The 25979-nt window shown below is 69.7% G+C and carries 23 protein-coding genes; 13 read left to right on the forward strand and 10 right to left on the reverse strand.

Annotated elements, in window-relative coordinates:
• Nucleotides 1-2: 2 nt before the first annotated feature.
• The gene (locus tag R8F63_10430; protein MDW3219015.1) at nucleotides 3-323 is read left to right on the forward strand and encodes a hypothetical protein; all 321 of its coding nucleotides are present in this window, start codon (nucleotides 3-5) and stop codon (nucleotides 321-323) included.
• A gap of 61 nt (nucleotides 324-384) precedes the next feature.
• On the forward strand, nucleotides 385-1617 hold the full coding sequence (locus tag R8F63_10435; GenBank protein MDW3219016.1) for a DUF222 domain-containing protein: 1233 nt from the start codon (nucleotides 385-387) through the stop codon (nucleotides 1615-1617).
• A 67-nt stretch (nucleotides 1618-1684) separates the two neighbouring features.
• Here R8F63_10435 and murF read toward each other — a convergent pair whose 3' ends face one another.
• Nucleotides 1685-3109: a UDP-N-acetylmuramoyl-tripeptide--D-alanyl-D-alanine ligase gene (murF, locus tag R8F63_10440; protein ID MDW3219017.1), complete on the reverse strand. Its 1425-nt coding sequence runs from the start codon at nucleotides 3107-3109 to the stop codon at nucleotides 1685-1687.
• A gap of 33 nt (nucleotides 3110-3142) precedes the next feature.
• Between murF and R8F63_10445 the strand changes: the two genes are divergently transcribed.
• Nucleotides 3143-4297 carry a D-alanine--D-alanine ligase family protein gene (locus R8F63_10445; protein ID MDW3219018.1) on the forward strand — a complete coding sequence of 385 codons (1155 nt, stop codon included), beginning with the start codon at nucleotides 3143-3145 and terminating at the stop codon, nucleotides 4295-4297.
• An 18-nt stretch (nucleotides 4298-4315) separates the two neighbouring features.
• Here R8F63_10445 and R8F63_10450 read toward each other — a convergent pair whose 3' ends face one another.
• The 3 genes from R8F63_10450 to R8F63_10460 all read right to left on the reverse strand — a co-directional run bounded on the left by R8F63_10450 (nucleotide 4316) and on the right by R8F63_10460 (nucleotide 6675).
• On the reverse strand, nucleotides 4316-5431 hold the full coding sequence (locus R8F63_10450) for a DegT/DnrJ/EryC1/StrS family aminotransferase (protein MDW3219019.1): 1116 nt from the start codon (nucleotides 5429-5431) through the stop codon (nucleotides 4316-4318).
• Entirely contained in the window at nucleotides 5424-6020 is a 597-nt protein-coding gene (locus R8F63_10455; protein MDW3219020.1) for a DUF1579 family protein, read from the reverse strand. The genes R8F63_10450 and R8F63_10455 overlap by 8 nt, the downstream gene beginning before the upstream one ends.
• Before the next feature lie 67 nt (nucleotides 6021-6087).
• Entirely contained in the window at nucleotides 6088-6675 is a 588-nt protein-coding gene (locus tag R8F63_10460; GenBank protein ID MDW3219021.1) for a TetR/AcrR family transcriptional regulator, read from the reverse strand.
• A 61-nt stretch (nucleotides 6676-6736) separates the two neighbouring features.
• On the opposite strand from R8F63_10460, the gene R8F63_10465 reads away from it, so the two are divergent.
• The 3 genes from R8F63_10465 to R8F63_10475 all read left to right on the forward strand — a co-directional run bounded on the left by R8F63_10465 (nucleotide 6737) and on the right by R8F63_10475 (nucleotide 11850).
• A complete protein-coding gene (locus R8F63_10465) occupies nucleotides 6737-9166 on the forward strand; it encodes an HAD-IB family hydrolase (protein MDW3219022.1) in 2430 nt (809 codons plus the stop codon).
• Nucleotides 9159-10772 carry a lactate racemase domain-containing protein gene (locus R8F63_10470; GenBank protein MDW3219023.1) on the forward strand — a complete coding sequence of 538 codons (1614 nt, stop codon included), beginning with the start codon at nucleotides 9159-9161 and terminating at the stop codon, nucleotides 10770-10772. The genes R8F63_10465 and R8F63_10470 overlap by 8 nt, the downstream gene beginning before the upstream one ends.
• 124 nt (nucleotides 10773-10896) lie before the next feature.
• Nucleotides 10897-11850 (forward strand): lysophospholipid acyltransferase family protein, encoded by a 954-nt coding sequence (locus tag R8F63_10475; protein MDW3219024.1) that lies wholly within the window; start codon nucleotides 10897-10899, stop codon nucleotides 11848-11850.
• Between the two features lie 13 nt (nucleotides 11851-11863).
• Here R8F63_10475 and R8F63_10480 read toward each other — a convergent pair whose 3' ends face one another.
• Nucleotides 11864-12271 carry a PAS domain-containing protein gene (locus tag R8F63_10480; protein ID MDW3219025.1) on the reverse strand — a complete coding sequence of 136 codons (408 nt, stop codon included), beginning with the start codon at nucleotides 12269-12271 and terminating at the stop codon, nucleotides 11864-11866.
• A gap of 55 nt (nucleotides 12272-12326) precedes the next feature.
• Here R8F63_10480 and R8F63_10485 point away from each other — a divergent pair, with 55 nt between their 5' ends.
• Entirely contained in the window at nucleotides 12327-13202 is an 876-nt protein-coding gene (locus R8F63_10485; GenBank protein ID MDW3219026.1) for a TIGR03619 family F420-dependent LLM class oxidoreductase, read from the forward strand.
• Between the two features lie 11 nt (nucleotides 13203-13213).
• Here the strand turns inward: R8F63_10485 and R8F63_10490 are convergent, their stop codons facing one another.
• Complete coding sequence (locus R8F63_10490; protein ID MDW3219027.1) at nucleotides 13214-13747, reverse strand: hypothetical protein; 534 nt, start codon at nucleotides 13745-13747, stop codon at nucleotides 13214-13216.
• Nucleotides 13748-13764: 17 nt separating this feature from the next.
• A complete protein-coding gene (locus tag R8F63_10495) occupies nucleotides 13765-14496 on the reverse strand; it encodes a GntR family transcriptional regulator (protein MDW3219028.1) in 732 nt (243 codons plus the stop codon).
• Nucleotides 14497-14550: 54 nt separating this feature from the next.
• Between R8F63_10495 and R8F63_10500 the strand changes: the two genes are divergently transcribed.
• Nucleotides 14551-16851 (forward strand): aconitate hydratase, encoded by a 2301-nt coding sequence (locus R8F63_10500; protein ID MDW3219029.1) that lies wholly within the window; start codon nucleotides 14551-14553, stop codon nucleotides 16849-16851.
• On the opposite strand, the gene R8F63_10505 is transcribed toward R8F63_10500, so the two are convergent.
• A complete protein-coding gene (locus R8F63_10505) occupies nucleotides 16844-18400 on the reverse strand; it encodes a hypothetical protein (GenBank protein ID MDW3219030.1) in 1557 nt (518 codons plus the stop codon). The genes R8F63_10500 and R8F63_10505 overlap by 8 nt on opposite strands.
• A 254-nt stretch (nucleotides 18401-18654) precedes the next feature.
• On the opposite strand from R8F63_10505, the gene R8F63_10510 reads away from it, so the two are divergent.
• The 4 genes from R8F63_10510 (at nucleotide 18655) to R8F63_10525 (ending at nucleotide 22980) form a co-directional block, all read left to right on the forward strand.
• A complete protein-coding gene (locus R8F63_10510; protein ID MDW3219031.1) occupies nucleotides 18655-19578 on the forward strand; it encodes a LysR family transcriptional regulator in 924 nt (307 codons plus the stop codon).
• 84 nt (nucleotides 19579-19662) lie between these two features.
• A complete protein-coding gene (locus tag R8F63_10515; GenBank protein ID MDW3219032.1) occupies nucleotides 19663-21018 on the forward strand; it encodes a carboxyl transferase domain-containing protein in 1356 nt (451 codons plus the stop codon).
• 50 nt (nucleotides 21019-21068) lie between these two features.
• A complete protein-coding gene (locus R8F63_10520) occupies nucleotides 21069-22334 on the forward strand; it encodes a citrate synthase (GenBank protein ID MDW3219033.1) in 1266 nt (421 codons plus the stop codon).
• Between the two features lie 58 nt (nucleotides 22335-22392).
• Nucleotides 22393-22980, forward strand: a complete 588-nt coding sequence (locus tag R8F63_10525) for a hypothetical protein (protein ID MDW3219034.1) — start codon at nucleotides 22393-22395, stop codon at nucleotides 22978-22980.
• On the opposite strand, the gene R8F63_10530 is transcribed toward R8F63_10525, so the two are convergent.
• A complete protein-coding gene (locus tag R8F63_10530) occupies nucleotides 22970-24187 on the reverse strand; it encodes a cytochrome P450 (protein ID MDW3219035.1) in 1218 nt (405 codons plus the stop codon). The genes R8F63_10525 and R8F63_10530 overlap by 11 nt on opposite strands.
• 28 nt (nucleotides 24188-24215) lie before the next feature.
• Here R8F63_10530 and R8F63_10535 point away from each other — a divergent pair, with 28 nt between their 5' ends.
• Complete coding sequence (locus R8F63_10535) at nucleotides 24216-25007, forward strand: PhzF family phenazine biosynthesis protein (GenBank protein MDW3219036.1); 792 nt, start codon at nucleotides 24216-24218, stop codon at nucleotides 25005-25007.
• Here R8F63_10535 and R8F63_10540 read toward each other — a convergent pair.
• Entirely contained in the window at nucleotides 25000-25977 is a 978-nt protein-coding gene (locus R8F63_10540) for an NAD(P)H-quinone oxidoreductase (protein ID MDW3219037.1), read from the reverse strand. The genes R8F63_10535 and R8F63_10540 overlap by 8 nt on opposite strands.
• Nucleotides 25978-25979: the final 2 nt, after the last annotated feature.

Genomic DNA, 25979 nt, shown 5'->3' on the forward strand with positions numbered 1-25979 from the left:
CCGTGCCGCTGGTGACGTGCCCCCATTGTGACGAGGACGAGAACCTCGAGGGCGCCACGGTCGACGGCACGATCACGATCACCTGCGGCGAGTGCGGAGCCGTCTGGGATCGCGACATGACGCCGAAGTGCTCGACCTGCGGGCGCACCGATGTGCGCGAGGCGCTCCAGGCGATCCTCGACAAGTCGCGGGGCACGCAGCTGTCGATCCAGTCGATGCGGGTCGTGTGGCTGTGCCCGGCGTGCGACGCCGAGAAGCTGCGGCGCTACCTCGACTCGAACGTGCCGCTCCCGCCCGACCAGATGCCGGTGGATCCTCGGTAGCGCGGAAGTTTTTCCTGTTCAGGGGTTGCGGAGACGAACATACGTTCGCTATAGTGATCGCATGTTCACGGCGACGATCACGGCGATGCGAGAGGACCGGCTCGACGGTCTCCCGCGCGCCGAGCTCGTCGACCGGGTCGAGCAGCTGCGGCGGTTCCGCGGCGCGGTCGCCGACTACGAGGCGCGGCTGGTGCGGGCAATCGACGGTCTCGACGACAACGGGCTCGACGGGCGCGGTGTGCTGCGCTCCCACGGACGCGTGTCGGGTCGTGCTGCGCATCGCGCCGCACGGACTGCGCACGGGCTGGCCGACATGCCGCGTGCGGAGGCCGCTCTTGCTGCCGGGCGGATCACGGTCGAGCACGCCCACTCGCTCACCAAAGCCGGCCGCGAGATCAACCCCGAATCGGCTGACGCCGAGCTCGTAGAGATCGCCGAGACGTCGCCGGCGGACCTGTTCGCCAAGCGCACCACCGAATGGATCACCAAGCGCAAGAAGTCCGACCCGAAGCCTGATCACGACGCCCAACGACGAGCCCGCACCCTGAAGCGCTGGGACGACAAGGCCACGGGGCTACGCATGTTCCTCCTCGGCGTCGACCAAACCACCGGGGCACTCCTCGACGCCGACATCAACCGACTCGAACAAACCCTGTGGAACGACGACGGCGGCCGCAACGCCGACCCCAACACGGCTCGCACCCTCGACCAACGGCTCGCCGACGCCACCGTGCAACTCATCACCGGCGCCCGACGAACCGCCGACCGGCCACCGCATCCCAAGTCCAACGTCACCATCATGATCGACCTCGCCGACATGACCACCGACGACGGCGCTCCCCTCGCCACCCTCGTGCAGGACGGCCAGCCCCTCCCGGCCTCCGTGCTCGACCGACTGCTGTGTGTCTCGACCATCACGCCGATGCTGTTCAACGGGCCATCCAACCCCATCTGGGTCGGCCGCGACTACCGCCACGCCACCCTCACCCAATGGCGCGCATTGATCGCCCGCGACCGCGGCTGCATCGGCTGCGGCGCCAACCCAGACCGCTGTCAGGCCCACCACATCCGGTACTGGGAACACTTCGGACCAACCGACATCGACAACCTCGTGCTGGTGTGCTCGCGCTGTCACCACAACATCCACGACCGCGGCCACACCCTCCACCGGACAAACGGCCGCTGGACCATCCGACCACCCGGCGCACCACCCGGCGCCAAACAACCGCACTTCCCCACCCCCGACTTCCCCACGACACCAGAACCCGCCCACATCACGCCCCACGCGGCCTGACCACAGGCACGGACCTGACCGTCGTCCTGCACCTTGACAACTGAAGACCCACACCGGGGCCGGCGGCTCACTCCCGCAGGAGGTCGACGAGGCGCTCGAGCTCGGCGACTCGGGATCCCTTGACGAGCACGACGTCATCCGGGCCGACCGGCTCGCCGGACGATGGTGTCGCCAGCTGACGAAGTGCCTCGGGAATGTCGGCCGCTTCGGTCGCTGCGGGCACGGTCTCCGCGGGCACGGTCTCCGCGGCCCGGTCGAGTTCGGCGAGATACGCCGGTGCGTCGACCGCGATCAGCTCGACGCCGAGGGAGTGAGCGAGCGCCCCGATGCGGGCGTGTTCGGCGGCACTGACGTCGCCGAGTTCCGCCATCTGACCGAGGACGGCGATTCGACGGCCACCGCGGTCGACGGGAAGGGCCAAGAGCGAACGAAGTGCGGCCTCGGTCGACATCGGGTTGGCGTTGTAGGAGTCGTCGATGATGCGGGTCCCGCGGGGCGAACGAACGAGCGACATCCGCATCGGTGACAGCGAGGGGGTCGACAACCCTTTCACCACGGCATCGATCGGCACGCCGATCGCGAGGGCGGCGGTTGCGGCGGCGAGGGCATTGTCCACGAGGTGGGCGCCCCGGGCGCCGAGGACGACCGTGGCGCTCCCCCACGGCGACACGAGCTCGAAGCGGGGTATGAGCTCGTCGTCGAGCTCGACATCCACGGCGTGCACGTCGCCGCCATCGCCGAAGGTCACGATCCGAGCGTCGGTGCGCTCGGCCATGCCGACGACCGCGGGTTGGGCGGCGTTGAGCACGGCGATGCCACCGTTCGCCTCGCTCGGGAGGGCCTCGACCAACTCGCCCTTGGCCTGGATCACCCCGGCGACCGAACCGAACTCGCTGGTGTGGGCGGCGCCGACGGCGGTGACGATGCCGACGGTCGGGCGACCGATGGCGCAGAGGTCCTTGATGTGGCCGATCCCCCGGGCCCCCATCTCCAACACGAGGGCCTCGGCGTCGTCGGGGGCGTTGAGCACGGTGAGCGGCACGCCGATCTCGTTGTTGAACGAGCGATGGCTGGCATGGGTCGGACGGTCGGCGGCGAGGACGGCGGCGAGCAGATCCTTGGTGGTGGTCTTGCCGACCGAACCGGTGATCCCGACGATGGTCCGCCCGTCGAGCCGGAGGCGACCGGCGGAGGCGAGCTCCCGAAGGGCGATGGTGGTGTCGTCGACCTCGACGATCGTCATGTCGGCCTCGAGGATGCGACCGTCCACCCCGAGATGGGGGGCGGGGCGCGACGACAGCGCCACGGTGGCCCCGGAGCCGGCGACGAAGTCGTGGCCGTCGCGATCGGCGACGAGGGGAACGAGCAGGGTTGGCGTGTCGGGATCGACCTCGCGGCTGTCCTGGGTCACGCGCTCGACGGTGGCATGGGGGTCGCCGCGCGTGACGGTGCCGCCCACGATTTCCGCGATCTCGGCCGCAACCCAACGCATGTGCGCAGTGTGACACGACTACCGTCGAGCGTGATGGCTCCCGCTCCGCCACCCCGACCTCGGCTCGTCGTGCTGTTCGGCGGTCGGTCGGCCGAACACGAGGTCTCGTGCGTGTCGGCCCGCCATGTGCTCGCGGCGATCGACCCGGCCCGCTACGACGTGGAGCCGATCGGGATCACCCGCAGCGGCGACTGGGTGCTCGCCGAAGGCGCGATGAAGGCGCTGGCGGAAGGGGCCGGGAGTCTCCCGGCGAGCCTCACCGCCGACGGCCCGACGGTCGAGGCCCTGCCGATCCTCGGCGGAGCGGGCGGCGGCGCAAGCGGCACGACGGCCGGGGGCCCGCAGCAGACGGTCGTCCTCCCGATCCTGCACGGACCGATGGGCGAAGACGGCACGGTGCAGGGCCTGCTCGAGTTGGCCGATGTGCCCTATGTCGGGGCCGGGGTGCTGGCATCGGCGTTGTGCATGGACAAAGTCGCCGCCAAGACCCATCTCCGCGCCCACGACCTGCCCCAGGCGGACTATCGCTGGCTCACGGTCGACGACGAGGACCACGGGGGCGTGCGGCGACCCGACGGCACCGGATCCACGATCGAGGCTGAGGTGGACGACGCGATCGGGGTCCTCGGCCTCCCGCTGTTCGTCAAGCCGGCGAACATGGGGAGTTCGATCGGCGTCTCCCGAGCGACGGACCGGGCGTCGGCGATCGCCGCGGTCGAGCTGGCGGCGAGCTACGACCGCACGGTCGTGATCGAGGAGGCGATCGAGGGTCGGGAGATCGAGTTGGCCGTGCTCGGCAACGAGTCGCCCGAGGCGAGCGTGGCCGGCGAGATCGTGCCGGGCGCCGACTTCTACGACTACGACGACAAGTACGAGGACGGCGCCGAGCTCCTCATCCCGGCCCCGCTGGAGCCGGCCGAACTCGCCACAGCGCAGCGGTTGGCGATCGCCGCGTACCGAGCGCTCCATGTCGAGGGTCTGGCCCGCGTCGACTTCTTCTACGAGCCGGACGGCCGGGGCTGGCTCATCAACGAGCTCAACACGATGCCGGGGTTCACCCCGATCTCGCAGTACCCGAAACTGTGGGCCGCGTCAGGGCTGGACTATCGGGCGCTGATCGACCGGCTCGTGCAGCTCGCGATCGAGCGCCACGAGCGCAACCGCGGCCACCAGCGCACGGATCACTGACGCTCAGGTCACTGACGCTCAGGTCAGGACCTCGGTGACCAGCTCGATGACCCGGTCGACCTGGTCGTCGCGCAGGTCGATGTGCATCGGCAACGAGAGCACGTGGTCGGCGAACCAGTGGGCCGCGGGGAGATACGCCGGCTTGTAGACCGGATAGCGGTCGTTCGCCTTGTAGTGCACGCCGGCCCCCACACCATGGTCCCGGAGATGGGCGAGCACTCGGTCCCGGCCCTCCTCGAACGTGACCGCGAAGAGGTAGTGCGCGGAGATCCGGTCCTTGTCGTGGCGCATCGGCTCGACACCGTCGAGGGTCGCGAGACCGGCCCGGTAGCGGTCCGCGATCTCGGCGCGGCGGGCGTTCCCGGCGTCGAGCGTGGACAATCCCGCCCGGCCGATCGCGGCGTTCAGATCACTCATCGTCGACCGGAAGCCGACCTCTGCGACGTCGTACTCCCAGTGGTAGCCGGTCTCGGTGTGGCGCTCGTAGGTGTCGGCGTCGATCCCCATCCAGCGCAGCCGGCGGGCGCGCGCCGCGAGCTCGCCATCGCCGATCATCAGTGCACCGCCGTCGACCGTGGACAGGTTCTTCGTCGACTGGAACGAGAACGCGCACAGCCCGCCGTGCGAGCCGATCGGCCGGCCCCGGTAGCTCGCGCCGAGCGCATGGGCACCGTCCTCGATCACGACGAGTTCGTGGCGTCGAGCCAGCTCGTACACGCCGTCGAGGTCACACGGGTAGCCCGCGTAATGCACGACCATGATCGCCCGGGTGGCCTCGGTGATCTGCGCCGCGATCGAGTCCACGTCGATGTTGCCGGTGTGGGTCTCGATGTCGGCGAAGACCGGGACGAGCCCGGCCCACAGGAGGACATGGTTGGTCGACACGAACGTGTTCGGGGTGGTGATCACCTCTGCGCCGACTGGAAGGTCCGCCAGCGTCACCGCGATCTGCAGCGCATCGGTGGCCGATCCGGTCGCCACCGCGAAGGACGCGCCGACCCGGGCCGCGAGCTCCCGCTCGAACGCGCCAACCTCGCTCCCCGGTCCCGACCAGCCGGAGCGCAACACGTCGGCCGCCGCCCGGATGGCCTCCTCGGAGAAGGTCGAGGACGCGAGTGGGATCTCCTCATCCATCAGAGCTGCCCTCGGATCGGCGCCGAAGCGACATCGTGAGCCCACCGAGGCGATCCTCGTCCGACTCCTCCGGGTAGGTGATCGACAGCTGGAGTTCGTCCGGCCCGACGAAACGGATGGTGCGCAGGAAGCGGATCTCGCGCCGACTCGGCAACACGATCTCGACGCCACGCAACAAGAGCGAGTCGGCCGCCGGGTCGTGGGGCCCGTGCTCGATGTCGTACTGCTGATGCAAGGCGTTGACCGCGAAGGCGAAGTAGTCCTCGGAACGTCGGTCGGCGCCGTAGATCACCTTGCTGCTCGGCTCGCTCGCGGTGGCCGTCGGGAATGTGTCCGACTCGAGAAACCGACCGTCGAGGATCCAGCGGTTGACCATCCGACCGCCCATCGACAGCGCAGGGCGATCGGTGCGCACCTGCCAGCGCCCGTCGACGTCCCACTCACCGACCATGCGGGCCAGGACGGGGTCGACCCCCGGGCGTTCGAGCGGCGTTCCCATCATCTCGAGGACATCCGTGTACTCGGGTCCCCACGCGATCGGGGGCCGCGCCTCGTCCGCCTCCGTCCGGTCACCATGTGCGTCCCCCACACCCAGCGACGGTACTACCGGGCTGCGATCTGGGTCCCATTCCCGGCGGGCCAGACGGGCGCCACGCCTAGGGTTCGACGGCGAGCGCAGCCCGCAGGAAGCGGATCAGCTCCTGGCGGCGACCGACCGTTGCCCGCAGGGTCGGCGCCATGCCGAGCGCCCGCTGCACCTCGAGCTCGGTCGCGACCCCGACCACGGTGGAGTACAGCGACAGCAGGAGCATCGACGGGTCGGACCGACGCAGACGTCCGGCGTCCATCTCCCGTTCGAGGAAGTCTCGGGCCCGGTCGAAGGTCGGGGCGACATGACCGCCGAGCCGGGCGGCGACCGCCGATCCCGGACGGGTGACCTCGCGCACGAGGCCGAGTAGTTCGGGACGGCGCACGGCGAGCCGGAACACCCGGCGCACGATCGCCTCCACCTGGGCGATTCCGGTGAGCCCGCGGGATGCCTCGGCGTCGAAGAGCTTGACGAGATCGGCGGCGGCCTCGTCGACCACGGCATCGAACAGCGCCTGCTTCGACGGGAAGTAGTAGAGGATCGTCTGCTTGCGCACGCCGAGCTGATCGGCGAGCGCGTCGAGCGAGGTCGCGGCGTAGCCGCCCGTGCCGTAGGCCACGAGCGCGGCCGCCAGGATGCGCTCCCGAGTGCTCATCGCTCCATCTCTACCATCCCGTCTCTACCAATTGGTAGAGAGATTTGCTAGAACCAGTCATGTGATCCGGGAGGAGTTGAACCAGACGCGCATCGCCGTCACCGGCGCGACCGGCTTCCTCGGCACCGCGCTCGTGGAGCGGCTCCTGCGCTGCGCCCCGGACTGTGAACTCGTGCTGATCGTGCGGCCCGGCCGCCGTGGCGCACAGCACCGCGTCGACCGCGACATCCTCCGCAACGACGCGTTCGACCGGCTGCGCGACGAACACCAGGCGGCCGTCGACGCCGGCACCACCACCGAGACGTTCGACGAGATGTGTGCCCGCCGGGTCACCGGCGTGGCCGGCGACGTGGGAACCGACGGCCTGGGCCTCGACGACGAGGGCCTCGCGCACCTGGCGACGTGCGACCTGGCGATCCACTCCGCCGCGACGGTGAGCTTCGACTCCGCCCTCGACGACGCCGTCGAAGTCAACCTCCTCGGCCCCACCCGCTTCGCCCAGGCACTCCAGGCCGCGGCGGAGATCCGCACCGAACCGACCCGCACCGGCCGTCCGCCCGGCGAGCCGGCCCACCTCGTGGCGGTCTCGACGTGCTACGTCGCCGGCAGCCGTCGGGGCAAGGCGCCCGAGGAGCTGGTGAACGACTCGCCGTTCTTCGTGGACGTCGACTGGCGGGCCGAGGTCGACAACGCCCGCCGGGCCCGCATCGCCAACGAGCAGGAGAGCCGCACACCGTCGCGCCTCCAGGAACTCCGCAAGGAGGCCCACCGCCAGCTCGGCGCCGCGGGCACGCCGGCGCTCGCCGAGAAGGTCGAGCAGCTCCGCCAACGCTGGGTCGGCGAACAGATGACCGACGCCGGACGCGCCCGAGCGAGCTCGCTCGGCTTCCCCGACGCCTACGCGTTCACCAAATCGCTCGGCGAACGGGCCCTCGGCGAGAGCCGCGGCGACGTGCCGGTCAGCATCGTGCGGCCCTCCATCATCGAATCGGCCCTCGCCGAACCGGTGCCCGGCTGGATCCGCGGCTTCCGGATGGCCGAGCCCGTGATCGCCGCCTACGCCCGCGGCCTCCTCGTCGAGTTCCCCGGGGTGCCCGAGGGAACGATCGACGTCATCCCGGTCGATCTCGTGGTCGCCACGATCCTCGCCGTGGCCGCCCGCGGCCCGGAGTTCGACGACCAGGGCAACCACACGCCCGATGTCGTCCAGATCGCGTCGGGCGCCGCCAATCCGCTGAAGTACGGCCAGCTCGTCGATCTCGTGCAGGCGTGGTTCACGGAGCGTCCGGTGTACGACGAGTACAACCAGCCGATCTCGATCCCCGACTGGAGCTTCCCCGGCCGCGGCCGCGTGTCGAAGCAGCTCAAACGGGCCCGCCGCGCCCTCGACCTCGGCGAGCGCGTCCTCGACACCCTCCCGCTGCGCGGCAAGCAGGCAGACCTCGGTGCCGAGCTGGAGGAACGCCGGGAGCAGCTCGAACGGGCCGGCGGCTATGTGGAGCTCTACGGCGCCTACGCCGAGTGCGAGGCGATCTACCAGCTCGAGCGGCTCTACCGACTGTGGGGTTCGCTCGACGACGACGACCGGGCCGAGTTCGTGATGGATCCGGTGGCCGTCGACTGGCCGACCTACATCAACGAGATCCAGCTGCCGTCCACCGTCAAGCAAGCCCGGCTCAAGATGGCGCCGGGGCGCAAGGTGAGTGTCGGCCGCAACGAGCGCATCCGCAAGAACGTGCTGTCGCCGGAGCGCCAGCTGGCCGTCTTCGATCTCGAGAACACCCTGATCGCGAGCAATGTCGTCGCCAGTTACGCGTGGCTGGCGACCCGCCGGCTCGACACCCCCGACCGCATCCGCCTCACCGCGAAGACGATCCGCGAAGCGCCGACCCTGCTGTCACTGGACCGGGCCGACCGGTCGGACTTCCTGCGCTACTTCTACCGCCGGTTCGACAACGCCGCCGTCGACCGACTCGACCACGACGCGATGGAGATGATGAGCGATCTGCTCATCACCAAGTCGTTCCCCGACGGCATCCGCCGGGTGCGCGAGCACCGTCGGCTCGGTCACCGCACGCTGCTCATCACGGGGGCGCTCGACCTCGTGGTCCAGCCGTTGCGGCCGTTGTTCGACGACATCGTGGCGGCGGAGATGACCTCCGTCGACGGCGTCTACACCGGGCGCCTCTCGAGCGTGCCGCCCACCGGCGAGGCCCGCTACCAGACCCTCGTCGACTACGCCGACGAGCACGACATCGACCTCCGCGAGTCGGTGGCCTACGCCGACTCGTCGTCGGATCTCCCGATGCTGGAGGCCGTCGGCTTCCCGGTCGCCGTCAACGCCGAGACGAAGCTCGCCGCCATCGCCCGCAAACGGGGCTGGCTGATCGAGCACTGGTCCAAGTCCGCGGGCGCCCCCAACCGGGTCGTCCCGATCGGTCCCCGCACCCATCGCGGGCCGATCCGCAACCGAAGGGGCATCCGTGCCTGATCCTCGAACGCAGGCACCGCGCCCGGGCTTCGTGCTCGACGTCGACTCCTCGACGCCGCCGATCCTGTTCCACCACGGCGAGCAGTTCCGCCTCGAACGGCTGCCCGCCGATCGCAGCCGCGTCATCTACCCGGCCGAGCCGCTGCCGGGCCTCGACGACCCCGACGAGTCGATCCGCCAGGCGCTGCTCAACCCGATCGACGACGATCCGCTCCCCACGCTGCTCACGCCGGGCATGAAGCTGACCATCGCCTTCGACGACCTGTCGCTGCCGCTGCCGTCGATGCGCAAGCCCGACATCCGCCAGCGCATCATCGAGCAGGTGCTCGACATGGCCGCAGCGGCCGGCGTGGACGACGTCCACCTCATCGCCGCGCTGGCGCTGCACCGCCGGATGACCGAGGCGGAGCTGCGCCACGCCCTCGGCGATCGGATCTACGACGCCTTCGCGCCCCAGGACGCGCTCTACAACCACGACGCCGAGGACCCCGACGGCATGGTCGAGCTCGGGCTGACCCGCCACGACGAGCAGGTCACGATGAACCGGCGGGCGGCCGAGTCCGACCTGCTCATCTACGTCAACCTCAACATCGTCTCGATGGACGGCGGCTGGAAGTCCACCGCCACCGGCCTCTCCGGCTACTCGGGCATCCGTCATCACCACAACGTGAAGACGATGCAGGAGTCGAAGAGCTTCATGGATCGCCACGCGTCGGAGCTGCACCACTCGAACTGGCGCCAGGGCGAGGTCATCAAGACCCACGGTCCTCGCATCTTCCAGATCGAGACCACGATCAACAACAACACGTTCGGCTACGACGGCCCCCTCCACGTGCTCCAGAAGCGCGAATGGGAATGGTCGACGAAGGACCGGGCGACCTTCATCGCCATGCAGAAGGGGCTCGACGCCATGCCGTCGTCGGCCCGCCGCAAGATCTTCCAGAGCTGGAAGGCGCCCTACGAGCTCACCTCCGTGCAGGCCGGCGACGTCGAAGCGGTCCATGAGAAGACGCTGCAGCACTGCTTCGACCAGCACATCGTGCCGGTCGAGGGGCAGACCGACGTGCTCACCTTCGGGCTCCCCTACATCTGCCCGTACAACGTGAACTCGGTGATGAACCCGATCCTCGTGATGTGTCTCGGGCTCGGCTACTTCTTCAACATGTACCGGGGCAAGCCGCTCGTGCGCGAGGGCGGCGTGCTGATCATGAGCCACCCGGCCCCGTGGGAGTTCCACCCGGTCCATCACCCGAGCTACATCGACTTCTTCGAGGAGGTGCTGGCCGACACCACCGACCCGCTCGAGATCGAGGCCAAGTACGAAAAGCAGTTCGCCGAGGACGAGTGGTACATCCACCTGTACCGCAACAGCTACGCGTACCACGGCGTCCACCCGTTCTACATGTGGTACTGGGGCGCCCACGCGCTGCAGTACCTGGGCCGCGTGATCATCGTCGGCGGCGACCCGAAGTCCGTGCGCCGACTCGGCTTCACCCCCGCGTCCACCATGCAGGACGCGCTCGAGCTCGCGTCCGACGTCGTCGGCCCCCGCCCCTCGATCACCCACCTTCACAACCCGCCCATCCTCATGGCCGACGTGACATGACCGCCCCGCCGACCCTCCCCCTCCTGTTCGCCCCAAACCCCCCGTTCTGGGTGAACGGGGGCGCGGATTCCAGCCGTATGTTCACCCAGAACGCGGGTTTGGGGGGGAACGCGGGGGTGGGGGCATGAGCAAGCTCGCGAAGCGGCTGGGGGTGCCGGGGGTGCCGGCGGCGCTGTCGCCGGTGCGGCGGTTCCGGGCGCTCGGGTTTCCGTACCGGGCGCCGACGACGCCGCGGGGCGTGGCCCCGGCCGTCGTCGAGAAGACGACCGGCGCCCACTACGACACGGCGTGGGCGCGGCGCATGCCGGCGCGCATGGCTCGTGCCGCGATCGTGGACGGGCCGATGCGGCTCGTCGTGTCCGGCCTCGCCGCACCCGACCGACGGGGCCAGGACCGGCTCGATCATCTGACGGGCCCGGCGATCTTCGCCGCGAACCACCACAGCCATCTCGACACGCCCCTGTTGCTGACGTCCATCCCCGAGCCGTGGCGCCACAAGCTGGTCGTCGGTGCCGCCGCCGACTACTTCTTCGGGACCCGCCTCACCTCGGCGCTCTCGTCACTCGTGATCGGGGCGATCCCGATCGAGCGGAGCAAGGTCAACCGCCGCTCTGCGGATCAGGCCGCCGAACTCGTCGACGCCGGCTGGTCACTGCTCCTGTTCCCCGAGGGCGGTCGCAGCCCGGACGGCTGGGGCCAGCCGTTCCGTGGCGGCGCGGCCTACCTCGCGGCCAAGACGGGGCGACCGGTCGTGCCGATCCATCTCGAGGGCACCGGGCGCATCCTCCGCAAGGGCCGGTCGCTCCCCCAGCCGTCCACCACCTCGGTCACGTTCGGCCGGCCGTTGCTCCCCCGCGACGACGAGAACGCCGCCCGCTTCGCCAGCCGCCTCGAAGCCGAGATCGCCGCCCTGGCCGACGAGGCCTCGACCGACTGGTACCGGGCCCGGATGCGGGCCCACGCGGGCGACAGCCCTGGCCTGACCGGGCCCGACACCGGGGCGTGGCGTCGCTCGTGGGCGCTCGGCGACCGCAGCCGATCCGCGAAGCGCCGCGGCCGGCGCTGGCCGGAGATCTAGCGCGACGGATCGGTCACTGGGGCGTGACGTTGTCGTGCACGATGACCGCGTAGATCGCGTCCTGGAAGTGCACCGCGCCGATCGCCATACGGAACACCCGACGCTCATCGGGACTGTCGCAGTTGTAGACGAAGACGCGACGCTGCAGCCGACCCCGCAACACCCCGCGGAGGGCGTTGGCGACGATGGCCGCATCCTCGACGCCTTCGCCGGCCGCCCGGTCGCACTCGTCGAGATAGTTGCGCTCGACCCACGGCTCGCCGGGCGCGCCGTTGAGGTCCCCGAACTCGTCCCAGCCGGCATTCGTCAAGGCGATGCGTCCGTCGGGGTCGATGACGGCGGCGTGGACGGGCAGCCCATCGAATGCCGCGAGCGCGAGTCGGGCGGAGTCGATCTCGTCGACGGGCACGGCGTCACTCATGGCGGAACCGTAGCTGCCATCGCTCGCCGACTCCTGCGTCGGCTAGAACACGCCCATGCGCTTCTCCCTCGCCGAGTCGATGATCGATCCGTCCATGTACGCGCCGCTGGTGCAAGCGGCCGAGGCCGCCGGCTACGACTCCTTCGTCGTCCCCGACTCGATCTGTTATCCCGAGGAGGGCGACAGCACCTATCCCTACAACGCCGACGGCACCCGCGAGTTCCTCGAGGGCAAACCGTTCATCGAACCCTTCTCGCTCATCCCCGCGCTTGCCGCCGTGACCGAGTCCATCCGGTTCACGACGTTCGTGGTCAAGCTCCCGATCCGCCACCCGGTCATCACCGCGAAGCAGGTGACCTCCGTCGGTGTGATCACCGGCGGTCGGTTCGGGTTCGGCGTCGGTACGAGCCCGTGGCGTGAGGACTACGACATCACCCAGGTGCCGTGGGAACGCCGCGGCGCCCGCATGGACGAGTGCATCGAGATCATCAACGGGCTCCAGACGGGCGACCAGTTCGGCTACGACGGCGAGTTCTACGAGTTCCCCCCGTGCCAGCTGTGCCCGGTCCCCGAGCAGAAGGTGCCGATCCTCATCGGTGGCCACTCGAAGATGGCCCTCGCCCGCGCCGGTCGCCTCGGTGACGGATGGATGCACGCGGGTGGCGACGCCGCGGAACTCGCCCGCATGATGGAGACGGTGAACCAGCATCGCCTCGACGCCGGCCGCGCCGACCAGCCCTTCGAGGTGCACGCGATCTCCATGGACGCCTACTCCGCCGACGGCATCGAGCGGCTCGAAGCAGCCGGCGTAACCGATGTGATCGTCGGCTTCCGCGACGCGTATCAGCCCGGGCCGGATCCGCAGACCCTCGACGAGAAGCTCGGGGCGATGCAGTGGTACGCCGACGAGGTCATCAGCAAGGTCCGCTGACCCGGTCCGGCTCAGCCGGCGTCGCCGATACCGAGTTGCACTCGGCAGTCGACGATCAGCGCGCTGCGCTGCACGACGTCCTCGAGCGCTTCGGCGGCGTCGTCGCGACCGTCGAGCATCGTCTCGAGACACTGGCCGACGGCGAACTCGAGGCCTTCGTCGACGAGACGGGCGACGCTTCGTTGGACCAGGTCGTCCCCCGCAGCCATCTCCGCCGCCACGGCCGCCTCGTCGAGCGGCGGCCGCCCGATCACGACCGGGCCGTTGAGCGCCATCGCCGGCGCGCATTGGGCCGACGTGGCCGCCAACAGACGCAGCTCATCGGCGGTGAGGTCGATCTCCAGTCCCGACACCTTGGCGAGGTCCAGGTCGCCGCCCACGTTCTCCACGATGCAGACCGCGCGGGCCCGGGCGACGCCGTCGAGCACCATCACCTCGACCGCTTCCTCGGGCCCGAGCGTGGTCGAGCGGCCGCACGAGGACGCGACGAGTCCGAGGACGAGGAGACAGACGGGCAGGGCGAACGACGCCGGGAATCGGCTCACACCGGAGCCGTCGGCAGTCAGTCCACCAATCTCAAGCCTGCGGGTGATTCTCCGGTGCCAACACTCGGCAGATCGACGGAGAACACCGTGAGGTGCCCCGGGTAGACGTGTTCGCTCATCAGCACCGCGGCTCCGCTGTCGCTGCGGGTGATGCGCTCGCAGACGAGCACCGGCGAGCCGACGGGTACGCCGAGGAGGTCGGCGTCGGCCTCGGAGGCCGCACCCGCGCCGATGGTCTGCTCGGCCCCGCGTACCCGCACGCCGAGGATCTCGTAGAACGGACGGGCTTCCACGTCGCGACGGGAGAACCGCGAGCCCAGCCCCTCCGGGCACCAGACAGTGACGCGGGCGAAGGGTTCGCCGTCGGCCAGATTGACCCGCCGCACCTCGAGGACGCGATCGCCGCCCAGCACCTCGGCGACCCGCGGCGGCGCATCGATGAACGCGAAGTCGAGGATCCGCCGCGTGGAGATCGCTCCGGAGGCCGCGAGCTGCTGCTCGACGGTGTCGAGTTCGGCGATCGGCTGGCGCACGGGATCGCCGGCGACGAACCAGCCGAGCCCCTGGCGGGAATCGATGAGGCCACTGTCGCGCAGCTGTTCGAGCGCCCGCCGCACCGTCACCCGGCTGACGGAGAACTCCGCGGAGAGGTTCGCCTCCGACGGAAGCAGCCGGCCGGCCGTGTAGCCACCTTCATCGATGCGGGTCCGCAGCTCGTCGGCGATCTGTTGGTAGCGAGGCGTCCGCATGCAATCCCGAACTTGTATAGTACTTGTCTGGTTTTTTCCGCTAGGGTACACAGTATGGCAGTCGCAGCAAGCACACCCATCGAACTGATCAACGGCGTCTACGCCACGTTGGACGAGCGCATCGGCGCCGCCCGTGAGCGCTTCGGCCGGCCCCTCACCCTGGCCGAGAAGATCCTGATCAACCATCTCGATCGTCCCGACCAAGAGCTCGAGCGGGGCGAGAGCTATGTGGACCTGCGACCCGACCGCGTCGCGATGCAGGACGCCACCGCCCAGATGGCGTGGCTCCAGTTCATGACCGCGGGCCTCGACGAGGTCGCCGTGCCCACCACGACCCACTGCGATCACCTGATCCAGGCCCGGGTCGACGGCAAGCGGGACCTCATGGCCGCGGTCGACAACAACGAGGAGGTCTACGACTTCCTCGAGTCCGTCTCCGCCCGGTACGGCGGCGGTTTCTGGAAGCCGGGCTCCGGCATCATCCACCAGGTCGTGCTCGAGCAGTACGCCTTTCCCGGCGGCATGATCATCGGCACCGACAGCCACACCCCCAACGGCGGCGGCATCGGCATGATCGCCGTGGGCGTCGGCGGTGCGGACGCGGTCGACGTGATGACCGGGTTCCCCTGGAACGTGAAGTGGCCGAAGCTCATCGGCGTGGAGCTCACCGGCTCGCTCAGCGGGTGGAGCGCCCCGAAGGACGTCATCCTCAAGGTCGCCGAGATCCTCACGGTGAAGGGCGGCACGGGCGCCATCGTCGAGTACTTCGGGCCCGGCGCCGAGAGCCTCAGCTGCACCGGCAAGGCCACGATCTGCAACATGGGAGCCGAGATCGGGGCGACCACCTCGGTCTTCGCCTACGACGACGCCGTCGCCCGCTACCTCAAGAGCACGGGTCGCGAGGCCGTCGCCGACGCGGCGAACGCCGTCGCCCACCACCTCCGGGCCGACGACGAGGTGCTCGCCAACCCGGCCGACTACTACGACGAGGTCATCACCATCGACCTCGACACCCTCACGCCCCACATCAACGGCCCCCACACGCCGGACCTCGCCCGCGAGGTCGCCGCGCTGGGCGACGAGGCCCGGGAGAACGGCTGGCCGCTCGAGGTCAGCGCCGCGCTAATCGGCAGCTGTACCAACAGCTCCTACGAGGACATCACCCGGGCCGCGTCCATCGCCCGCGAAGCGGCCGCGAAGGGCCTGAAGGCGAAGACCCGTCTGCTCGTCACCCCCGGTTCCGAGCAGGTGCGCGCCACCATCGTGCGTGACGGTCTGCTCCAGGACTTCGAGGCGCTCGGCGCGGTCGTCCTGGCGAACGCCTGCGGGCCGTGCATCGGCCAGTGGGACCGCTCGGAGGAGCACGACCACCAGCCGGGCACCCCGAACGTGATCGTCACCTCCTACAACCGCAACTTCCCGAAGCGCAACGACGGCGACGCCGAGACCCTCGCGTTCGTGACGTCGCCGGAGACGGTCATCGCACTGGCGCTCGCCGGCACGCTCGACTTCGACCCGATCAACGACACGATCACCAACGACGCCGGCGAGGAAGTCGCCCTCAGCACACCGATCGGCCTCGAGCTCCCCGAAGCCGGATTCGATCCGGGTGAGGACACCTTCGTCGCCCCGCCGGCCGACGGTTCCGACGTCGACGTCAAGGTCGCCCTCACCTCCGATCGCCTCCAGCTGCTCACGCCGTTCATGCCGTGGGACGGCGAGGACTACGAGGACCTCCCGGTGCTGGTCAAGGCGCAGGGCAAGTTCACGACGGACCACATCTCGATGGCCGGCCCCTGGCTCAAGTACCGCGGCCATCTCGAGAACATCTCCGGCAACCTCTACCTCGGCGCGGTGAACGCCTTCCGCCAGGCCGACGGCTCCGAGTACGAGGTCGGCTACGGCAAGTCACAGCTCGACGGCTCGATCAAGCTCTTCCCCGAACTGGCGAAGGACTACCACGAGGCCGGCGTGCAGTGGGTCGTGATCGGCGACGAGAACATGGGCGAGGGTTCGAGTCGCGAGCACGCGGCCATGGAGCCCCGGTTCCGCAACGGTGTCGTCGCCATCGCCCGCTCGTTCGCCCGGATCCACGAGACGAACCTCAAGAAGCAGGGCATGGTGCCGCTGACCTTCGCCGATCCGGCCGACTACGACCGCATCGACGAGGACGACCGCATCGCCGTGCGCGGCCTCGCCGATCTCGCGCCGGGCCGGCCGGTCACCGTCGAGGTGACGAAGCCGTCGGGCGAGACGATCTCGTTCCTCACGAACCACACGTTCAGCGACGACCAGATCGAGTGGTTCAAGGCGGGCAGCGCCCTCAACATCATCAAGCAGCGCACCGCTAGGTGAAGATGCGGGTGCAGCTGTCGCCCGCCCACAAGCTGATGACCGTGCCCTCCGGGTCCCGGGAGCTCGTCGTGCCGTTGAGCAGGGCTCCCGACCCGGGGTTCGTCGCGGCGAACAGGCCGGTCGGGTCGCCCGGGATCGCCTCGACGAGCTGCAACGAGCTGCCCAGCGTGACCTGGAGGAACCCCACCGTCGCGGTCACGCCGATCCCGCTGAAGGTCACCAGCCCCTCCGGGTCGTCGTGGCCGGACGCGTACCACTGGGTGAAGCGACCGTCCTCGGTACCGAGTTCTTCCTCGGTGAACACCAGCTCCAGCTGACCCCAGGAGACGAACCGGCTGCGATCGCCGCGGCAGAAGTCGAACTCCTCGTAGCCCCCGTCGGTGTCGGGGTCGCCGAGCTCGGCGGACACCGCCGCGATCACGCTCTCCGCCGACTGGTCGAACAGCACGACCTCACCACCCTCGAGCTTCAAGCCGGTCTCCACCAGGGTGACGAGGCCCGGTGAACCGACGGGCACGGGCGTGGTGGTGGTCGAGGGAGGTTCCGTGGTCGTCGGGGGTTCGGTGGTCGTGGGCGGCTCGGTGGTGGTGGGGCCACCGTCGTCGACGGTCGACGTCGGGGCCACGGTGGTCGTGGGCGCGACAGTCGTCGTCGCCGGCGCGGTGGTGGTCGGCTTGCCCTCGTCGGTCACCGTGGGCTCGTCGTCGGGGCCGAACACCACCAGCCCGATGCCGACCGCCGCGATCAGCGCGAGCAGGACGACGACCGCCACGACCCCGGCCGACACCCGCCGAGCCGGGGGTTCGTAGCGCAGCGTCTCCGGTTGGGGCGCCGGGGTGACCGGCAGGGTGCGGGTCGGCGGGGCCGACTCCGTCGGGCCGGCGGCGACGGGCCGGGCGTCCACCGGCGTCGGCGCCGGTCGGGCCGGCGACGGCGGCTCGTCGTCCTCGTCGGCATCGAACACCGAGACGGGACCGGCCGGCGTTCCGACGGCGGGAGCGGAGGGAGCGGCCTTGGGGACAACGGGCTCACCGAGATCCTCACGGGTGACGAGGGGCGCGGCGGCGAGCGAGGCGACCCGGGCGGCGCCCGCGGCGAGCGCGACCACGTCGTCCTCCGTGCCGACCCTCGTGGCTGCCGCGGTCTCCGGCACGGCGACGGTGTCGGCGATGCCGGCAGTGACGCCGGCCTCCACGATCCGGTCCCGGGCGTCGGCGTCGAAGTCGTCGGGCACGACCACGGCGAGGCGGCTCGGTGCGCTGCCACCGAGCATCGCGGCGCGACCCACGACATGGTTGATCACCGCCGCGAGTGCGCCGATCCGGCCGGCCTGGGCCCGCTCCAGCGGATCGCTGACAGCGGGGCCGGGGGCGTCGCGAGCCGCCTCACCGACGAGGACCGCGCCCCCCTCGTCCTGTGCGACGAGGGTGGTGGCGGCGGGTCCGTCGACCCCGAGGGGCACCACCACCGCCGGCGTGCCGGCGACCGCGTCGATTCGCACCGCGGTGATGCCGTCCGCGGTGACGTGGAGTCCGAGCGTGTCTGCCATGCGGGTCGAAGCGTAGTGCCGCGCCCTGCCGTCGAGCGGACGGGAGCCGGCCAAAACGAAGAGAAGCGGTTGGATTGGTCTTGGGGGACATCCAACCGCTTCTCTGAGCCTCGGACCGCCGAAAGGGGGGACGGGGGTCCGGGCTGACTGACGGGGGCAAGGGGGTTGCCCTTCGTCGTCGTTACGTCGTAGTCAAGCAGGTCTCGACCCATCTTTCCAACAGTTCCCGGGGATATGTGTCATCATTCACAGCGATGGATCTCCGCCAACTCAATGCCCTGCTGGCCGTGGCCGAACACCACTCCTTCTCCGCGGCGGCGCGGGCCCTCCACACCGTGCAGAGCAACGTCTCCACCCATGTCGCCCGGCTCGAACAGGAGGTCGGCTCCACCCTCATCGACCGGGCCGAGGGCGAACTCACCGTGGAGGGCGAGATCGTCGCCGACCGGGCCCGCCGCATCCTCATCGAGCTGCGGGCGATCGAGGACGACCTGATCGCCCTGCGCGACGACGTGAGTGGCCAGGTACGGGCCGGCGTGATCGGCACCACCGCGCGCTGGCTCGTCCCCGCGCTTCTCACCGGCGTGTCGACGGAGTACCCCCGGATCGAGCTACGGGTGATCGAGGCGACCACCACGTCGCTGCTCCCCCAGCTCCTCAGCGACCGACTCGATCTCGCCGTCGTGAACCTGCCGGTGGACGATCCGGACGTGGACACCGACGTGTTGTTCACCGAGGAGCGGATCATCGTCGCGCCGCTCGACCATCCACTCGCCGACCACGACCGGGTCGACCTCGCCGAGATCGCCCGCCACCAGATCCTGCTGCCCCCGCAGGGCACGGCGTTTCGCGACGAGATCGACACCGACGCCCGCCGCGCCCGGGTCCGCCTGACCGCGAAGGCCGAGGTGGACGGACTGCGCCTGCTCACCTCACTCGCCTTCGAAGGGTTCGCGCCGGCCCTCGTCCCCGCCAGCGCCGCACCCGGATGGCTCGGTGGCAACTGGAAGCGGGTCAACGTCGACGGGCTGTCGCCGCGGATCGTCGGTCTCGCCACGCCGAAGCGCACGTCGCCGTCCGCCCCCACCCGGACCCTCGCCGATCTCATCCGGCGAATCGTCGCCACGGACGGACCCGACCAGAGCCTGATCAGCCCGGCCGCCACCTCGAACGACTAGGCAGGGAGGCGTAACGTCGCCCGCAACACGCGGGTCAGAAGCAGCGCCGCATCACCGTGATGCGCGCGGGGTCGGGAGGCGCCGGTGACCACGATCGACGATTCCGTCGACATCCGGGCGAAGGCGGCCGGCTTCGTGCGGGCCAAGGCGTCCGACTTCCACGGTCGCCGGGTCATCGTCGTCGATGCGCAGAACGGTGACGACGCCGGCGCGCTCACACCGAGCGACGGCCACACCATCGCCGCCGCGGCCCGCTACGCACTGGACCAGCGCCTCCCGCTCGTCATCCGACTCGCCTCGAGCGGTGCCGATCTACGCGAGGGGGTCGCCGCCCTCGACGGCTGGGGCGGAGCGGCCCGCGAGATGACCCGCTGCTCCGGCGTGATCCCGTCCGTCGTCATCGTCTGCGGCCCGACCGTGTCCGGCCCGGCACTGATGCTCGGCCTCGCAGACGTCGTGATCATGGTCGACGAGTCGTACGCCTTCGTCAGCGGACCGGTCATGGTCGAACAGTTCACCGGCGTGCCGATCGGGTCCGCGGAGCTCGGCGGGGCCGCCGTCCACGGACGCACCTCCGGCGTCGCCACCCTGGTCGCCGCCGACCTGGAGGAAGCCGAGGCGCTCGCCGCCGAGGTGCTCGCGTTCCTCCCCGACCACACGGACGATCCGGCGCCGGCGGTCGCCTGCAACGATCCCGTCGACCGACCGACTCCCGAGGCCTACGCCGTCCTCCCGGAGTCGGCCAACGGGTCCTACGACTGTCGCGACGTGCTGGCCGCGATCGTGGACGACGGCCACCTGCTCGAGCTCCACACCGACTGGGCCGCCAACCTGGTCACCGCCTTCGCCCGGATCGGCGGTCGCCCGATCGGCATCGTCGCCAACCAGCCGCAGACCATCGCCGGCACGCTGAACATCACCGCATCCCGCAAGGGGGCGCGGTTCGTCGCCCTGTGCGACGCGTTCAACCTCTCGATCCTCACCGTCGTCGACACGTCCGGCTTCTACCCGGGCAAGGATCTCGAATGGCGGGGCATGATCCGCTACGGCGCCCAGATGGCGTTCGCCTACGCCCGCGCCACCGTCCCCCGCGTCAACGTCACGACCCGCAAGAGCTATGGCGGCGCCTACATCGTCATGGACTCCAAGCGGATGGGCAACGACATGGCGCTGGCGTGGCCGTCGGCGGAGATCGCCGTCATGGGTGCCAAAGGGGCGGTCGAGATCCTCCACCGCGGTGCCACGGCGGAGGAACGCGAGGAGCTCCAGGCCGGCTACGAGGAACGCCTGCTCAACCCCTACATCGCCGCCGAGCGCGGCACCATCGACGCCGTGATCGATCCGGCGGACACGCGCGCCGAGATCCATGCGGCGCTGGAGATGCTCGCCGGCAAGCGGGAGCGGTTGCCCCGTCGGCGCCACGACAACACACCGCTCTGAGGCCCCGCCCAACGTGTGAGGCAGGCGTATCGCGGTCTAGATTCATCCCCGTGTCTGAGAGCGTAACCATCACCGACAACCGCACCGGCGAGTCGATCGAGATCCCGATCGTTGACGGGGGTGTCGATGCCGCCGACTGGCGCAAGCTGCTGCCCGGCATCTGGTTCTCGGACCCGGGGCTGGCCACCACCGCCGCCACCGCGAGCGGCATCACCGAGCTCGACGGCGAGAACGGCATCCTGCGCTATCGCGGCTATCCGATCGAGCAGCTGGCCGAGAACAGCACGTTCCTCGAGGTCGCCTACCTGCTCGTCCACGGTGATCTGCCCGACGCGGCGCAACACGATGCGTGGATCGACGAGATCACCCACCACACCTACATCCACGAGAACTTCCGCAAGCGGATCAACGACGCCTACCACTACGACGCCCACCCCATGGGCCTGCTCACCTCCGCCGTCGCCGGCCTCTCGACCTTCTACCCGGAGGCGAAGGACATCGAGGATCCCGCGAACCGCATGGAGCAGATCGTTCGCCTGATCGCGAAGATGCCCACGCTGGCGGCCAACGCCTACCGCCACTCGGTCGGTCAGCCGTTCGTCTTCCCCGACAACAACACCGACTACCCCACCAACTTCCTGCGGATGATGTGGCAGATCGGCGGGCCCTACGAACTCGACCCGGCCCTCCAGAAGGCCATGGAGATCCTCCTGATCCTCCACGCGGACCACGAGCAGAACTGCTCGACTACCGCGGCCCGGGTCGTCGGCTCGGCCCACGCCGACCCGTACTCCTCGATCGCCGCGGCATGCGCGGCCCTCTACGGCCCCCGCCACGGCGGCGCCAACGAGGCCGTGCTCAACATGCTCGACGACATCGGGAGCTACGACAACGTCGACGCCTTCATCGAGAGCGTGAAGGCCGGTGAAGGTCGCCTGATGGGCTTCGGTCACCGCGTCTACAAGAACTACGACCCGCGGGCCACGATCATCAAGGACGCGGCCTACGACGTGTTCGAGGTGACGGGCAAGAACCCCCGCCTCGACATCGCGTTGAAGCTCGAAGAGGCCGCCCTCAACGACGACTACTTCGTGAGCCGCAAGCTCTACCCGAACGTCGACTTCTACTCGGGGCTCATCTACCAGTCGATGGGCTTCCCGACGGAGATGTTCACCGTGCTGTTCGCCATCGGCCGCACACCGGGTTGGCTGGCCCACTGGAACGAGATGCTCGAGCAGGACTCCCGCATCGCCCGGCCCCGCCAGCTCTACACCGGCCCCGAGGTGCGCGACTACGTGCCCCTGGCCAGCCGCTGAGCCCGGGCCGCTGCAACCGACGCTGCGCAACCGACTCGGACGGCTTCGGCCGTCGCGGTTGGAGCTGATCAGCCTCCACATCCCGAAGACGGCGGGCACCTCGTTTCGCGCCGCGCTCGAAGCCGAGTACGGCGACGACCTCACCCCGGTCTACGGCGGCATCGGCGTGGACGGGAGAGCGTGCCGGGCCGTGCACGGGCACTTCTCGCCGAGCCAGTTCTGGTCGGCCGGTCGGCACGCCGCGCTCATCATGTGGCTGCGGGACCCGGCCGAGCGGATCGCGTCCTACTACGACTTCTGGCGGTCGTCGGCCGCCCACGGCAACCCGAACCACGACGAGTTCCTCGCGTCGGACATGACCCTCACCGAGTTCGCGGCCTGGGAGCCGATCCGCACCGAGTTCGAGACGATGTACATCGAGGCCCTCTCCCCCGCCGACTTCACGTTCGTCGGGATCGCCGAGCGCTACGACGAGGACCTGGCCCGGCTCGCCGATCGGCTGGGCTGGCGCACGACAGGCGTCGCGGAACGGGTGAACGTCACCCCCGGCGAGCGGGCGCCGCTCGACGCGGCCACCCGCGCCGAGATCGAACGGCACCACCCCGTCGAGGTCGATTGGTACCGGCGTTTCGCCTCTAGGCGGTGACGCCGAGCTTCTCGGTGGGCGTGAACCTGACGGGCATCGCCTCGACGCCGGTGATGAAGTTCGAGTTGCGCCACGGCAACTCGGACTGGGGCACCGCCATCTCCATGTCGGGCAGGCGGGTCAACACCTTGGTGAACATCTCCTTCAGCTCCAACCGGGCGAGCGAGGCACCGAGGCAAAAGTGGGTGCCGAAGCCGAACGCCATGTGGTGATTGGGGTCGCGGGCGATGTCGAACCGGAACGGGTCGACGAAGTGTTCCTCGTCGCGGTTGCCCGACGGGTACAGCATGATCACGTCGCTGCCCGCAGGGATCGTCTCGCCCCGCAGCTCCACGTCCGTCATCACGGTGCGGGCCATGTTCTTGATCGGCGTGACCCAACGGAGCATCTCCTCGACGGCCGTCTCGATGCCGCCGGCCAGGTCGGCCTGGAGCTTCGCCCGCTCGTCGGGGAACTCGAGCAACGCCTGCATGCCGCCGGTGATCACGTGGCGGGAGGTCTCGTCACCGCCGATCAGGATGAGGAGCGATTCCTGCACGATCGACTCGTCGTCGAGTCGGTCGCCGTCGACCTCGGCCTCGCAGAGGATCGAGACGAGGTCGTCACCGCCGGGGTTCGCTCGCCGATCGGCGATGATCCCCATCTGGAACTCCCGGAAGGCGATACCGGCGAGCATCGCCTTCTCCGATGCCTCCGGCGACGTCGTCGTCGTGCCCCGGATCAGGTCGTCGGACCATTCGAGCAGATCGTCGAACGACTCCCGCGGAAAGCCGAGCATGTCGCCGATCAACAGGAGCGGGAGCGGCGCGGCGATGTCCCACACGAAGTCGGCCTCGCCCTTCTCGCACACCCGGTCGATGATCATGTCGCACAGACCACCGATCTGGTCGAGCTTGTCGCGCACCCGTTTCGGCGTGAAGCCCTTGTTCACGAGCTTGCGCCGGTTCAGATGGTCCGGGTCGTCCATCGAGATCATCATCGGCAGCGGATCGCCCTTGGGCCGGGGCGCCTTGTACGACGAGTAGGTCTGCGGGTCCCGCGACACGGTCAGGATGTCGTCGTACTTCGCCACGGCCCACACGTCGGAGTTGGGGTCGTAGTACACGGGCGCGTTCTCGCGCATCCATGTCCAGTCGTCGTGCGGTTGCGCCGCGTACCAGTTGCCGTCGAGGAGATCGATGTGGTCGCGCACGGGATGATTCGCCATTGCCGGAAAATAGGCGAACATGGGCGCCATGGGCACGTTCGTCACCGTGGTCGACGCGTTCAGCGATCGACCGTTCCGGGGAAATCCGGCTGCCGTGTGCATCCTCGACGGCCCCGTGGACGACGACTGGATGCAGAAGGTCGCGGCGGAGATGAACCTGTCCACGACCGCCTTCTGCCACCTCGACGGCGCCCTGTGGGACCTCCGTTGGTTCACCCCGCTGGTCGAGATCGACCTGTGCGGCCACGCCACACTGGCGACGGCCCACGTCCTCGCGTCGGACCACAGCGTCGAGGGAACGATCCGCTTCACCACCCGAAGCGGCCTGCTCGCCGCCCAGTCGCTCCCCGACGGCATCGTGCTCGACTTCCCCGCCGACCCGACCAGAAAGATCGACGCGCCGCAGGGGCTGCTCGCCGCGTTGGGCATTGCGGACGACACCCCCGTCCGCAAGGGCCGGACCCACCATCTCGTCGCGCTGGATGACGAGGCCGCCGTGCGGGCGGTACGGCCGACGTTCAGCCTGCTCAGACGGGTCGAGTGCCGTGGCGTGATCGTCACCGCGCCTGCCGATGCCGACGCCGACCACGACGTGGTGTCGCGCGTCTTCGCCCCCGCGATCGGCATCGACGAGGACTCCGCGACGGGTTCCGCCCATTGCGCGCTTGGCGCGTACTGGTCCGCCCGGCTCGAGCGGGACCGACTTCGCTACCACCAGGCGTCGGCCCGCGGCGGCGAACTGGAGGTCACCCGGGTCGGTGATCGGGTCGAGATCCTCGGTCAGGCCGTGATCACCATGCGGGGCGAGCTCGTCAGCTGACGGCGATCACGATCTTGCCGGCGTTGAGGTTCGCCCCCATGCGCTCGTGCGCGGCCGCGACCTCGTCGAGCGGGAAGCGGGAGTCGATCACCGGCGCCAGCAGACCCTCGTCGACGCGAGGGAGCATCTGGGCCGCGAACTCCCGGGTCACGGCGATCTTCTCCTCGATCGGGCGGGCCCGCAGCGTGGTACCGATCAGCGCCGCCCGCTTGCCGAGGAGGATGCCGGGATCGAACGGGACCGGCCCAGCGTTCATCACGCCGACCTGGATGATGCGCCCCCCGAGGCGGACGGCCCGCACGTTGCGGGGCAGGTAGTCGCCACCGATGACATCGAGCACGACGTCCACGCCGGCCCCGCCGGTGGCGTCGAGCACCCGTTCGGCGAAGTCCTCGGCCGCGTAGTCGATCACGACATCCGCGCCGAGTGACCGACAGACCTCGTGCTTGCCGGCCGATGCCGTCACCGCGATCCGGGCCCCGAGCGCCTTCGCGATCTGGATGGAGGCCGTCCCCACACCCGACGCCCCGGCGTGGACGAGCGCCCATCGACCGCTGGTGAGGCCGCCTTGGCGCACGAGTGCGTCCCACGCGGTGATGTACACCTCGGGGAACGCCCCCGCGTCGGTGAGGGGAAGGCCGGCGGGCACCGGCATCGTCTGCCGTTCGTGGACCGCGATCTGCTCGGCATAGCAGCCGCCGTTGCTGATCCCCATCACCGCGTCGCCGACGGCGAGGCCGACGACGCGTTCACCGAGGCGCGCCACACGGCCCGCGTATTCGAGCCCGGGCACCTCGTGCTCCATGGGCGGGCCCGGGTAGAGCCCCATCCGTTGCAGCAGGTCGGCCCGGTTCACCGCGGTGGACACGATCTCGACGACGACCTCCTCCGGCCCGGCGGTCGGCTCGGGGATGTCGCGGACCCGGAGGACCTCCGGTCCACCCTTTTCTTCGAGGACGATGGCGCGCATGG

The organism is Acidimicrobiales bacterium, from assembly GCA_033344915.1.
In the GTDB taxonomy this organism is placed as follows: Bacteria; Actinomycetota; Acidimicrobiia; order Acidimicrobiales; family Aldehydirespiratoraceae; genus JAJRXC01.